11 protein-coding genes are annotated in these 12,498 nt (G+C 38.1%); 4 read left to right on the plus strand and 7 right to left on the minus strand.

The genetic code is table 11. The features are described from left to right. Window positions 1–263 precede the first annotated feature (263 nt). From NRL14_RS18845 to NRL14_RS18855, 3 genes are all read left to right on the plus strand, one after another. Window positions 264–2,555, plus strand: a complete 2,292-nt coding sequence (locus NRL14_RS18845; protein ID WP_149605855.1) for a peptidase U32 family protein — start codon at window positions 264–266, stop codon at window positions 2,553–2,555. Window positions 2,556–2,568: 13 nt separating this feature from the next. Then, complete coding sequence (locus NRL14_RS18850) at window positions 2,569–3,228, plus strand: glutathione S-transferase (RefSeq protein ID WP_306725345.1); 660 nt, start codon at window positions 2,569–2,571, stop codon at window positions 3,226–3,228. Window positions 3,229–3,363: 135 nt separating this feature from the next. Further along, window positions 3,364–4,626, plus strand: a complete 1,263-nt coding sequence (locus NRL14_RS18855) for a valine--pyruvate transaminase (RefSeq protein ID WP_306725346.1) — start codon at window positions 3,364–3,366, stop codon at window positions 4,624–4,626. An 88-nt stretch (window positions 4,627–4,714) separates the two neighbouring features. On the opposite strand, the gene NRL14_RS18860 is transcribed toward NRL14_RS18855, so the two are convergent. Continuing rightward, window positions 4,715–5,185 (minus strand): hypothetical protein, encoded by a 471-nt coding sequence (locus NRL14_RS18860; protein ID WP_306725347.1) that lies wholly within the window; start codon window positions 5,183–5,185, stop codon window positions 4,715–4,717. Here NRL14_RS18860 and NRL14_RS18865 point away from each other — a divergent pair. Continuing rightward, window positions 5,170–6,360 (plus strand): PQQ-dependent sugar dehydrogenase, encoded by a 1,191-nt coding sequence (locus NRL14_RS18865; RefSeq protein ID WP_306725348.1) that lies wholly within the window; start codon window positions 5,170–5,172, stop codon window positions 6,358–6,360. The genes NRL14_RS18860 and NRL14_RS18865 overlap by 16 nt on opposite strands. Window positions 6,361–6,556: 196 nt before the next feature. Here the strand turns inward: NRL14_RS18865 and NRL14_RS18870 are convergent, their stop codons facing one another. The 6 genes from NRL14_RS18870 to NRL14_RS18900 all read right to left on the minus strand — a co-directional run bounded on the left by NRL14_RS18870 (window position 6,557) and on the right by NRL14_RS18900 (window position 12,329). Beyond that, window positions 6,557–6,988, minus strand: coding sequence for a hypothetical protein (locus NRL14_RS18870; protein ID WP_306725349.1), 432 nt, complete (start codon window positions 6,986–6,988; stop codon window positions 6,557–6,559). Between the two features lie 117 nt (window positions 6,989–7,105). Next, the gene (locus tag NRL14_RS18875; RefSeq protein WP_197112921.1) at window positions 7,106–7,525 is read right to left on the minus strand and encodes a hypothetical protein; all 420 of its coding nucleotides are present in this window, start codon (window positions 7,523–7,525) and stop codon (window positions 7,106–7,108) included. A gap of 274 nt (window positions 7,526–7,799) precedes the next feature. Continuing rightward, window positions 7,800–8,648: an HNH endonuclease gene (locus tag NRL14_RS18880; protein WP_169043748.1), complete on the minus strand. Its 849-nt coding sequence runs from the start codon at window positions 8,646–8,648 to the stop codon at window positions 7,800–7,802. Window positions 8,649–9,417: 769 nt separating this feature from the next. Next, entirely contained in the window at window positions 9,418–9,600 is a 183-nt protein-coding gene (locus NRL14_RS18890) for a hypothetical protein (RefSeq protein WP_010552629.1), read from the minus strand. Window positions 9,601–9,801: 201 nt separating this feature from the next. Beyond that, window positions 9,802–10,575 carry a hypothetical protein gene (locus NRL14_RS18895; protein WP_306725350.1) on the minus strand — a complete coding sequence of 258 codons (774 nt, stop codon included), beginning with the start codon at window positions 10,573–10,575 and terminating at the stop codon, window positions 9,802–9,804. A gap of 215 nt (window positions 10,576–10,790) precedes the next feature. After that, window positions 10,791–12,329 (minus strand): transposase, encoded by a 1,539-nt coding sequence (locus NRL14_RS18900; protein ID WP_306725351.1) that lies wholly within the window; start codon window positions 12,327–12,329, stop codon window positions 10,791–10,793. Window positions 12,330–12,498: the final 169 nt, after the last annotated feature.

Here is a 12,498-nt window from a genome sequence, read left to right on the forward strand (position 1 = left end):
TTTATATAAATACTATTGTTGATTAAGCAAACACTAAAATCTGACTCGACTTTCAAATAAAACATAATCGCCACTTACTCCAATTAAGTTAAGTAGCCGTTTAATATGTACAAATAACAACACCTTCTATAGCAAAGTTTAAAGCTGGTCGTTTAAAAGCTTGATTTTACATTTTAAAATCATTATATCTCTCAATAAATAGCATTCATGCTACTAACCAGATAAAATTCGCGGCAATTAAATATGAGCGAAGCGACATTGTAATGAGTAGAAAGATTGAACTATTAGCCCCAGGCGGTGATGTTAACGCGGTAAAAGCCGCCATTGTAGCCGGTGCTAATGCGGTTTATTGTGGGTTAGATACCTTTAATGCACGTAACCGAGCGTCTAATCTTTCGTTTGATGAGCTTAACGGCGCACTTCGCCTAGCCCATGAATACGGCTGTGAGATTTTTTTAACGCTAAACGTAGTTATATTAGAGCACGAAATGGGTGCGCTATTTAAGCTATTAAATCAGCTAGTAAATACCACGCTCGACGGTATTATTGTGCAAGATTTAGGGTTATTCAATATTGTTAAAAAGCACTTTCCTACTTTGCATATTCACGCATCAACGCAGTTAACTACGCATAACGAATCACAAGTTGAATTTTTAGCCCGCATTGGCGCTACACGCGTAAATTTATCGCGCGAGCTTAACTTAACTGAAATTAAAATATTGACCGACGTAGCGCATAAATGCGATGTATTAACCGAAGTGTTTGTACATGGCGCATTATGTATTGCGTTTTCGGGGCAATGTTATTCAAGCTCGGTAAGTGTGGGTAACTCGGGCAATCGTGGTCGCTGCTCGCAAGCGTGTCGTGATGAATACGAGCCAACGGCGATGGGTAACAAACACCCATTAAACTTAAAAGACAACTCAGCCTATTTTGATTTACCTGAGTTGGTAGCCGCAGGCGTTGACTCGCTAAAAGTAGAAGGCCGCATTAAAGGTGCTAACTACGTACATACTGTTATTGATAGCTGGCGCAAACAGATAGACACTTTTGTGCAAACCGGTAACCTAATTGAAGACGATTCAAGCTTATACAAAGTATTTAACCGAAATTTTACTAATAAGTTTTTGCAAGGTGACATGACAAAAAACATGTTTACCGATAACCCGCGCGACCATAGCTTTGATCATGCTAACGAAAAAAACAACGCAATTTCGGTCGTGCAAATTTACGATGCACAGCAAGAGCTTTCCACTCAAAAAAGTGAAATTGATTCGTTAGTTAAAAAGAAAATTGAATTTTTAGATATTTCAAAACGCGAGCTTACATTAGAATTTACAGGGCAATTAAATCAGCCATTCACTGTAAACATAATTATTGAAGATAAAAACGATATTACGCTTTCGAATAAAAACGCAAAAGAACCTCTACGCTTTGAAGTTCAATCGCAAATGGTGATGCAAACTGCCGATAAATCGGTTGTTGATATTGCTGCCATTGATAAACGCTTTAAAACCTTTAGTAATGCCAATTTTGAAATTAAAAATATGGATTACTCAAACTTAGGCAACAACTTAAGCATTCCGTTTAAAGAGCTAGCGCGCATTAAAAAGCAAGTCGCGTTTTTATTAAACGAAGGCAAAGACGTACTCGCGCCTGTTGAATTACCAAAACTAGTAAACCACGAAAAAGCAGAGAATAAAACAACACTGTCTATTTTAATATCGGACATAAAAGACGTTCACCTTTGTGATTTAACAGATGGCGATGTTTACTTTAAATTACCTGAGAGCTTTAGAACCGATAACGATAAATACATTAATGTATTTTTAGAGCACCCACAGTTAATTCCGTGGTTTCCGGCGGTGTTAATTGGTAAAGATTTTGAAGAAGCAGTACGTTTGCTCGAGGTTGTAAAACCTAAGCTTATTATTAGTAACAACACAGGCGTTGCATTTAAAGCAGTACAAATGGGTATTGATTGGATTGCAGGCCCGTTGTTAAACACCACAAACTCTTATGCGTTACTAACACTACAAGAAGATTTAAACGCAAAAGGCGCGTTTATTTCAAACGAAATAAACAAACCACAAATGCGTAATATTAAACGCCCTAACAATTTTAAAATGATGTACAGCATTTATCATCCAATACTAATGATGACTAGCCGACAGTGTTTTTTCCAGCAAACAGTAGGGTGTAAAAAACCACGCATTGACGCAAGCTGTATGCTGAGCTGTAAAAAAGAAACCACCGTTACCAATGTTAAAGGTATTAGCTTTGCTATTGATAAACAAAAAGGCGGCTACCCAAGTATTTATAACCATGAGCAATTTTTAAACATGGATATTGTGAGTGACTTTGCCGACAAATTTGACGAATTTATGATTGATTTAACCGACATTGGCTCAGGCGATAAAGAAAAACTGGATAAAGCCGTGTTACTTGCGCATTTTCAAGATTTAATCAAAGGGCAAACACAAGCGGTTGAACACTTAAATAGCTTGGTTAAAGTACAAACCCGTCAGCAGTATGTTGAAGGCTTAAATAGCTAAGGTAAGTAATAAAATGACATTGCCATTATTATATTCATTACAACACTGCCCATATGCAATGCGCGCACGAATGGGTATTTTAATGGCAGAGCAACACGTGCTTCTACGCGCTATAAAAACTAAAAATAAGCCACCGCATCTTTTGCAAATATCACCTAAAGGCACGGTGCCTGTTTTATTACTGCCGAATAATCAAGTTATAGATGAAAGCCTAGATATTATGCTGTGGGCTTTAAAGCAAAATGATTCGCATAATTTACTGCATACTCAAGACCCATTAGCACTTGAGCGCATGCTTGAATTAATTAAGCTAAACGACACGCAATTTAAACCGGTGCTCGAAAAGTACAAATTTTATGCTCGCACAAAAGACATGGCACAAATTTATTATCAAAAAGCCTGCGAAGAGTTTATTAAGCAATTTGAAGCAAAGCTAACTACCCATAAATACCTAATGGGCAATGAAAAAAGCCTAGCCGACTATGCTCTGCTGCCATTTATTAGACAGTTTGCACGCGTAGATAAACACTGGTACTTACAAAGTGAATACACGCATGTACGCGCATGGTTAAACGAATTTTTACACGCCCCCATGTTTACCAAAGTTATGACCAAATTTGATTTGTATATGGACTGCGGCGAAGAGTTTTTATACGGCGTTAAAAAACCTTAACTTAGCCTTTTTTTATAAGAAATTACATTACTATAGCTACCTGTAAATCTCAGCATTGAATTATTCTCATCATCGAATTTAAGCCCTTTATTTACGCTATACTGCCCTCCCCATTACTAACAAACGCTATGCATTATGAACTACTCAAACTTTGGCACTAAATTCACACAACCCAACGGCATTACTCAGTTAATGGAAGATTTAGGTGGTGCTAAAAACAGCAACAATCCTAATATTGTTATGCTCGGTGGCGGTAACCCCGCACTAGTACCACAAGTAAATGAGGTTTTTTTAAGTGAATTACAAAAACTCGTTGCCAGTAACAAGGTATCGCAGGTATTTGGCCTTTACGACGGCCCGACTGGTAACGACGAGTTTAGAGCGGCATTAGCAGGCCAGCTAAGTAAAGAGTATGCATGGGATATTAGCGCCGATAACGTAGCACTTGGTAATGGCAGTCAAGCTAACTTTTTTGTGCTGTTTAATATGTTGGCAGGCGAAATGCCGGATGGCAGCCATAAAAAGATTTTATTTCCCCTTGCGCCAGAGTACATAGGTTATGCCGATCAAGGTTTATCGGCTGATATGTTTGTTGCCATAAAGCCTGATATCGAAATTTTAAATACAGGTAGTGTATCAAAACAGTTTAAATACGTCATTGATTTTAAAGCAGTTGAAAAAGTACTAGCAAACGACAGCAGCATAAGCGCGCTGTGCGTATCACGCCCTACCAATCCAACAGGTAATGTAATTACCGACGATGAAGTAAAACACCTTGATTTGCTCGCTAAGCAATATGGTATTGCGCTCATTATTGATAACGCGTACGGCGATCCGTTCCCAGGTTGTATTTACACCGACGCAAACCTAACGTGGAACTCGAACATTATTTTATGTATGTCACTTTCAAAACTTGGCCTACCGGGTTTACGCAGCGGTATTGTGGTTGCTAATAATGAGATTATTAAAGCAATTGGCCGCGTAAATGGCAGCATGGTGTTATCGCCAAATAGTATTGGTCCAAGCTTAGTGACACGCTTAATTAACGACAACGAACTACTCCCGCTGTGCCGCAACGTTGTACTGCCCTTTTATCGTAATAAAGCACACATAGCGATTGAGTTGTTTGATGAAGTATTTGCCGAATTGCCTGTTTATTTGCACAAAGTTGAAGGCGCATTTTTTATGTGGCTGTGGTTTAAAGATGCAAAAATAACAAGCGAGGTGTTGTATCAACAACTTAAAGAGCAAGACGTGTATGTGATCCCAGGTCACAACTTTTTTATTGGTATTGACGACAGCTGGGCGCACAAGCACGAGTGTATTCGTATCAACTATGCTACCGATGCAGATACCCTAAAAAAAGGCTTAGAAGCGATTAAAGCAGTTATGGCGTGAATTTATAAAGCTGTGGTAAGAGTCTACTATCGTAGGCTCTAATCACATTTTTATAAGCCCCCACTTACTATAAGGCCACTTAGCTTTATTAACTAGAAGGTTGAGGCTCTTTTATTGCCTTAGTTTTTAGGGCCTTAGTAAGCATCGCAAAAACAAAGCCCCCTACTGCGCCTGCAAGCAGTTGAGCATAAAAACCCCAGCCCCTTGCGCCCGCTATAATATGAATATTCATAATTGATTCAATGGCAATTAACACAACAGTAAATGCCACAATGCCAGCGATAATAAATAACTGAGTACTGTATTTTTGAACCTTTTTGTTAAGCTTTACGGTAACAAAAAAAGCGATGGCAAGTGCTACGGCAATAATAGCGCCGTAGGTAGGTAATAAGCCTAACCAATCATCAAGCGTTAAACTAGCACGATCACTAAAGCCCACCACCACACCTACATTAACTAATTGATTGACAACGTATTGGCTATGAAACAAGCTAGCAAGTGTGAATGTAAGTAACCAAGAAACTAAAAATGAAGGCAATATACGTGTTAAAAACAACATGGTTATCTCAACTTAAAATAAAGCTTTTTTCTTATACTAGCCATGCTAGCAAAGGCTTGCCCCGTAAACAATGTATCTCTTTTTTTACTTTGCTTTCGCTTTTTTCGTTTTCTGTTAATGCCGATGTTGCGTTACCAAAGGAGCAATACAGTACAAAAACACTGGCTACGCAATTACAGTCTCCGTGGAGTATGGTTAAACTACCAAACGGCACGTGGTTAATTACAGAGCGTGATGGTCACGTCGTTATAGTTAAAAATAATGCGCAATCAAGAGTAAAATTAAACCTAACAGGTTTATACGTTGCAGGCCAAGGTGGTTTACTCGACATTGTATTATCACCAGATTATAACGACTCAAAAGAAGTTATTTTTACTTATGCCCAAGGTGATGCAAGCGCAAACAGGCTTGTTGTTGCCAAAGCCACGTTTAATGGCACTGACTTTTCAAAGCCTAACGTTATTTATAAAGTAGCGACTGATAAAAACACACCGCAACATTACGCAGGACGCGCCCTTGTCCTACCCAACAATACGTTATTAGTTTCAACGGGCGATGGGTTTGACTTTAGAGAGCAAGCACAAGTTATCACCAGCCAACTTGGTAAAATATTACGTATAAACCTAGATGGCACCATTCCAACAGACAACCCATTTATTAATCACCAAAACCCAAATGCACATGCTGTTTACTCACTTGGTCATCGTAACCCTCAAGGCTTAGTTTATGATTACGATACGCAGCAAATTGTTAGCAACGAACACGGCCCTGCAGGCGGTGACGAGCTAAACTACTTAACCGCTGGGACTAATTACGGCTGGCCGGTAATCACCTATGGCAAAGATTACTCACAAGCGCGTATTTCACCATTTACTGAATATAAAGGCATGCAAAAACCAAGTGTTAATTGGACGCCATCAATAGCGCCATCAGGCATGGCGTATTACGGCTCTAAACATACCGCCTTCCCTTCATTGCAACAACATGTGCTAATCACTACGCTAGTCGATAAAAAGCTCTACAGCGTTAATCTGGCCAATGGTGAATTTACACAGTCTCACGTATTTCCTAAGGCTGCAGGTAGGTTAAGAGATGTGTTTATAACTGATAAAGGTAACGTCGCAGTATTAACAGACGGTAAAGAGGCAAAGCTAATGTTGATGACAGCAAACTAGTTCATAAAGCAAATAAAAGCCGCTGCGCTTTTAAAGTAAGTAGCGGCTTTAAATAAGCCACTTTGGTTAATTAAGTAATTTGCTCAGTAAGATCAGGGGTTAACCCCTTTAGTTTTAAGGTTAAGGTGAGCGTCTTTATTATGTTATTAATAACGTTCTTGTCTCCAATTACCTTTGCATATACTTACTGTGCTTGTTATTTACCCGATTCTAATTGCTGTCTCAATAATTCAATAAGTTGAGTGTTAAGCCCGGTAATTTCTGCTTCTAGCACCTTCACTTTAGCCTGCGACTCTTCATCATCTTTACTGCGTAATAATGCAGTTTCCTGTAGTAGTTTTTCTATCTTTTCTTGTATTTCAGCAATCTGTTCATCAATAGGATCTTCTTCAGATTGTGATGCCTGACTTGCATCTTCATTGCCTGATAATTTACGTAACGCTTCACGATTTTGATCTTCCAGGCTTTTTTCTTTTCCTTCTTCGGATATATCCACTTGGTCACTTTGAACCGCTGCTTTGTGAATAGTCGCTTTTTCGGTTACTTCATCAGCTACCACCTTTAAAATTTTTTTTTGCGGGTAAGTTTCTAAAGGTTTAGAGGTTATGTGAACTGACATTTTATCCATTTTAATATTCCTTGTTCCGTCAATTATTGGCGAGAAGTAGTTAACTATAAATATAATGCTTTACCAAAAGCCAATTGTAATAGCTCTTGTTTGATTCTTTATTAGATTACACTTTACTCACAAGCTTGCCCATTGTTGTTTTAAACCAACGAGGTGAATAATTCCAAAAGATAAACAAATAATAGAACTCCAAATCCAAAACTCAGGCGAACGCCCCATAGGGTTATTTATTAGAAAGAATCCAGCAACACCTCGGGCTAAATAAATAAAAGTTATTAATACAAGAGCTAGGCGGATGAATGGAAGTTTAAAAATAACACCTGCGGCTGAAAATGCATACAATGACCAAGTTGATAGAATCAAAACAATTACACTAGTAATAAGAGTTGGTTTAATACTTCCTTGCTCAGAAAGTAATGCCATTTGCTCTCCTGCACCGAAGAACCGATACCAAGAACCTCCAAAATAGATACAACCCAAATGCAAAGTTGCTACAACAGCACTTAATGTACCTGCAATTATTAGAAAAACATTCATAGAGCGATAAAACCTCCGTGAGACATAACGAACCTGTAAATTAGCTGGTTTATTTATCTTGATAACAAACCATAGCCGGGTTTCTACCTGGGTACAATCGATTGTTGAATGTTTACGCGTGATATCAAAGCTCGCATTTAAGTGGATACGAATACTATTTAGGTGCTGGAAAACACATATGCCTTACGATCAACCAACTTACTTAACTGTATTGGAAAGTAAGGGATCATCGCTATTAAAATTTGTGGTGGAAAGTGAGCTTCAGCGCTTGCTGTTAAAAGGCATTTAAGCAGTGTTTCAACTCTTTGATAGTTTGATAAGGGCTACGATGTAACATTCTATGGCAATTAGCACACACCATAGCAAGATCTTCAACTAGAGTTTCTCTAGATTCATTTTCATCCAGCTCATTCAAAGGTACCTTGTGGTGAGCTTCAATATACAAAGCTCCTTTTTCACCATATTTTTTCTTAAAATCAAACTCACAAACTTCACAGGGTAATTCACCCTTGTGCTTCTTTGCGTGAATTTTTTTAGCCCGATTTACCAATGCCTGAGAACGCTCTCTGGAATAATGCTTCTTTTCTAGCCTTTTACCTTCAGAAAATGACACTGGTGTTAATGAATTCAAGTTCTCTTCTAAATTATCAGCAAGTACTCTACAAGCAGCAATATGAAATAGGTCGTTGAGAGTATCATCTAACGTCACGTCATCATTTGGAAGTGATACTACGGCTTTAAGCGCCCCAAAAACATTTTGAAATAACTCTTTACGTATTTCATTCTTCTTGTCTTTTTTCCTTGGAATATAACTCCAAGTCAAATCAGTACCATCTTGTGATGTGGTTTCTTTATGAAGCTCAGCTAGGGGAGGTAGATTATTATTTTCTGGATATAAAACAAGGTAATAATTATTATCACCCTTCCAATCAATAATTAGAACCCAGAGCGTTTCACTTCCATTACTTATTAAAAAACCACCAAATGAATTCATACCATTCGAAAAAGTATGAAAACCTTCGATAACGCCCTGTTCGATCGAATTTACAAGATGAAAATCATTACTTTCTTTAGTTGTTTTTTCTAAAATTAATGATAGTTTTTTTGCAACATCTGGATTCACTATAACCTCGATTATGCCTTATAACGAGCCTGTAGATTAACTCGTTTTTTATTTGTTTTTATTGATAAACAAACCATAGCTGAGTTCCTATTTTGGTTCAATCGATTACTGTATTTTTACGCAGCATATGAATACGTGTTTGATATTGTTTTAACTGGCGTTTTGGAAGTGATTACGGATGTTTGAGATGCTTTATTTTAGGTTAAAAGGGCTTCCCCTTCTTAATGCATCGTGTTTTGCAGTTTTTCTATATTATGAACAAGACAATACAGTTGCCTCAGCGTAAACTAAAGGTATTCACTTTCGTTTGACCCCATAAGGTCAGTTTATTCATGTCTTTATGGACAGTAATTTTAGGATGGGTGCCTAATTAATTTTCCGTCGCTGACATACAACAATACGCAGGCATTGCTCCAGTAAACGAACGCAGTGGCAAAAAGGAATGGATACACTGGCGGTAATCATGCACTAAAAGTTGTTAAGGCAAACGTTTGTGGAATGGGCAGGATTATCTGTGCGCTATTCATTTTGGGCAAAAGCATATTATCGGCAGCAAGAAGCCAAAGGAAAACCCCATAATACCATCATCAAATCATTGGCATTTAAGTGGACACGAATACTATTTAGGTGCTGGAAAACACATACGCCCTACGATGAATCAACTTACTTAACTGCATTGAAAAGTAAGGGATCACCGCTGTTAAAATTTGCGGTGGAAAGTGAGCTTTAGCGCTTGCTGTCCACCTCAGGGCGTGTTGTTAGCTGTAGATTAGTTGCGGGGGTGTTCGTTACATTGCTGCTTTTTACCAAAAACACCAAACCAAAATGTAAGCTCCAAAGCCACACCTAAAACAACAAAGATAACTATGCCTTGAGAAAATCCGTAGCCATACGAAATAAGAGCGGCTAATAATAAACCCGCCAAAATTATCCATTTGTGTAATATTTTCATAAATCCCTCTTATTAAAACAATTAAGTATCAATTAAATATATGTGAAGAACATTTTTTGAGCAACGGCAAATCTGTAACATTATATAATCACAACAGTACGACAATACAGCTAACGCTGTTTTAAGCGGAAAATTAACGTTGGCTATAATCGCGAAGCGATGGCCAGCGGTAAGTTTTCCGGCTTGAAAACTCTTGTTAAGTTACTTTTTCTCGTGATATACATTTATTGCTTCGAATGCCTGGTTGAGAAACTTGAATGTACGATAATCTACTTTTGGTACAAATACTCTATGGTTGTTGGTCAATTGAGCCGCGATTATTTCAGTTCTTTGCTCATGAATATCATCAAATATACGAAGATAATATATAATCAAAAAACCATCCACAACAAAGTAAAATAAGACAGGATCTTGAGCTGATGTTCCTAATTCTTTTGTGATATACATAAGCAATTTCCTCATTACTTCAGGAGGAATATCACCGCTAGGATCTACCAGTTTCACCATAGATATTCGACAAAAATGTTCCAACTTTAAAGAAGTATTCAGTCTTGTAGAACGGTTAAGAATACAACAACGAAAATACTCATTGAACTTTGAACCTAATTCAACATTTGAGAAAACATGCAATATCGACTCAGATGCTCTCCACAATATGGAAATCAAATACAAGTAGAATTTATTGAATTTGAAGTTCTTAATAATCAACCCTTCAGGAGTTTTCTTAAATTTCTGATGATCTTTCAATAAGCGAGTACCATAACCCTCATAGTTACGATTGAGAAATTGTTCGCACTCACCACACAGCAACATTTCTGTCGGGTTGCTATTGGATAATTTAGCTTCAAGCGGCTTATCAACACTTAAATTTAACAGTTGCCCACTGTCTTTTTTAAGACCCTTATAGATCGATCTAGGGAAAATATGTGACTTTCTAAGGTCACTACTATTTTGACAAAGTCTACAAGTTTTCATACACCTCCAAGTAACCTAACGAGCCTGTAGATTAACTCGTTTTTAAATTTGTTTTTATTGATAAACAAACCATAGCTGAGTTCCTATTTTGGTTCAATTGATTACTGTATTTTTACGCAGAATATAGAAGTGTTTGATATTGTTTTAATTGGCGTTTTGGAAGGGATTAAGGGTGGTTGAGTGGCTTTTATTTAGGGTAAAAGGGCTTACCCTTCTTAATGCATCGTGTTTTGCAGCTTTTCTATATTATGAACAAGACAATACAGTTGCCATTGCGCATTCACTTTCGTTTGACCCCGTAAGGTCAATTTATTCATGCCTTTATTCACTGTAATGTTCCCGAACACGGGCTCAATACAGCCGAGTCGTTTGCTATATTGTCGTCGACCTATGGGGCTGTCTATTTTTACTTTCATTTTGTCTACATAGCTCAGCTTTTTGCGTGATTTATTATTTATAAACTGTACTTGTCGCCCCGTTTTAATGGGTGGCTTTCGCATACATTGCTGTTGTAGTGGACATACTTTGCAATCTTTTAAGTAACCGCAGAATCGTGTGTATTGTTGGTTATGGCTGTTTACATTAACTCCGCTTCGCCACATATCATTACCTGCTGGGCAGCGGCATGTTTGGGTTGCTTCATCATAATGAGAATCGTCTGAGGTAAATAACCGAGGCTTGCCTTTGCTGCATTTTAGTCGGCGCTTTTCTTGCTCCGTTTCGTATGTTTCGCTGGCTTTAAACAGCGGATTTCGTTTTCTAAATTGGTTATCTGCAATGTACGTATCGAACCCACTTTGCGCCATAAATCCAAGATTCACTTCGCTGTTAAACCCACTGTCTGCAGTGAATTTAATAGTATGTTCATCTGCGCGTTTTTCTGTATTGAGTTTAGCGAGTTGCTGTTTTAATTGTGCAACAGCTGGCTGTAAAGTTTGTTGTTCGCCCACTGAACCCCATGCTTGTGCTTGCAGGATGATTTGGTGTTTATCGTCATTAATAGCGATGCCGTTGTAGCCTTGGATTGTGCCTTTTGAGGTAGTCATTTTTGCACTATCTGGATCAGTGATATTACTTTTAACAGGCTTGCCTTTACTGCCTGTTTTTTCTTTGTGAGTGGCTAAGAACTCGGTAATTTTACCTGCACTTTTATCTAGCTTTTCTTTTTGTTTTAAATCCTGAGTTATCAATTCTTCGCCCAGCCCATCTTGTGATTGATGGCGTTCAATAATACGTTTGCTTGCGCGTTCTAGTTTTGCTTTTTTGCGGCTTAACTCATCGAATGTGCCGCTCCACTCTTTACTCGCATTGGGCTTTAATTTACATCCATCAATGGCAAACATGTTACGCCCTATCAAGTCTTCTTCATCACATATCATCAATACTTGCGTAAAAAGCGGCTCAATCTGTTCATGCATTTTAGCCACGAAGCCCGCTATTGATGTGTAATGCGGCTGGATATCTCCCGACACACTCATAAATAAAATATTATGCTCGCAAGCCTTTGCAATCCGACGGCTACTGATAAAACCATGTGCATAGCCCAATAAAATAATCTTTAGCATTACTGAAGGCGAATACGCAGCAGCGCCCGTTTTATCATTGTTATACCACGCGTCAAATCCCGATAAATCAAGTTTATTTTCGACGATATAACAAAGGGCATATTCAAATGTGCCAGGCAAAATTTGCTCAGCGAAATTGATAGGAATGAATTTATTTTGACAGGATAAGTCAGGCTTGTAGTTAGCCATAACAGTTTACCGTGGGTGAATAATATCTATTAGATCACAGCGAACAGATGGATTCAAGGTTAAAAAGTAACCAACCAAGAATAGTTGTGTATGTTCCTAAAAAGAGTAATTCTACAGCCTATCGTGGTAGAGCGACCTATTGCTAGGCCGACCCCACACAGATCCGGAC

It is taken from the genome of Pseudoalteromonas sp. 20-92, assembly GCF_030847595.1.
Classification (GTDB): Bacteria; Pseudomonadota; Gammaproteobacteria; order Enterobacterales; family Alteromonadaceae; genus Pseudoalteromonas; species Pseudoalteromonas fuliginea.

What these genes read in the sequence shown, in the direction of transcription:
- NRL14_RS18845 (WP_149605855.1), top strand. Translation starts at nt 264, where the DNA reads ATGAGTAGAAAGATTGAACTATTAGCCCCAGGCGGTGATGTTAACGCG.
- NRL14_RS18850 (WP_306725345.1), top strand. Translation starts at nt 2,569, where the DNA reads ATGACATTGCCATTATTATATTCATTACAACACTGCCCATATGCAATG.
- NRL14_RS18855 (WP_306725346.1), top strand. Translation starts at nt 3,364, where the DNA reads ATGAACTACTCAAACTTTGGCACTAAATTCACACAACCCAACGGCATT.
- NRL14_RS18860 (WP_306725347.1), bottom strand. Translation starts at nt 5,185, where the DNA reads ATGTTGTTTTTAACACGTATATTGCCTTCATTTTTAGTTTCTTGGTTA.
- NRL14_RS18870 (WP_306725349.1), bottom strand. Translation starts at nt 6,988, where the DNA reads ATGGATAAAATGTCAGTTCACATAACCTCTAAACCTTTAGAAACTTAC.
- NRL14_RS18875 (WP_197112921.1), bottom strand. Translation starts at nt 7,525, where the DNA reads ATGAATGTTTTTCTAATAATTGCAGGTACATTAAGTGCTGTTGTAGCA.
- NRL14_RS18890 (WP_010552629.1), bottom strand. Translation starts at nt 9,600, where the DNA reads ATGAAAATATTACACAAATGGATAATTTTGGCGGGTTTATTATTAGCC.
- NRL14_RS18895 (WP_306725350.1), bottom strand. Translation starts at nt 10,575, where the DNA reads ATGAAAACTTGTAGACTTTGTCAAAATAGTAGTGACCTTAGAAAGTCA.
- NRL14_RS18900 (WP_306725351.1), bottom strand. Translation starts at nt 12,329, where the DNA reads ATGGCTAACTACAAGCCTGACTTATCCTGTCAAAATAAATTCATTCCT.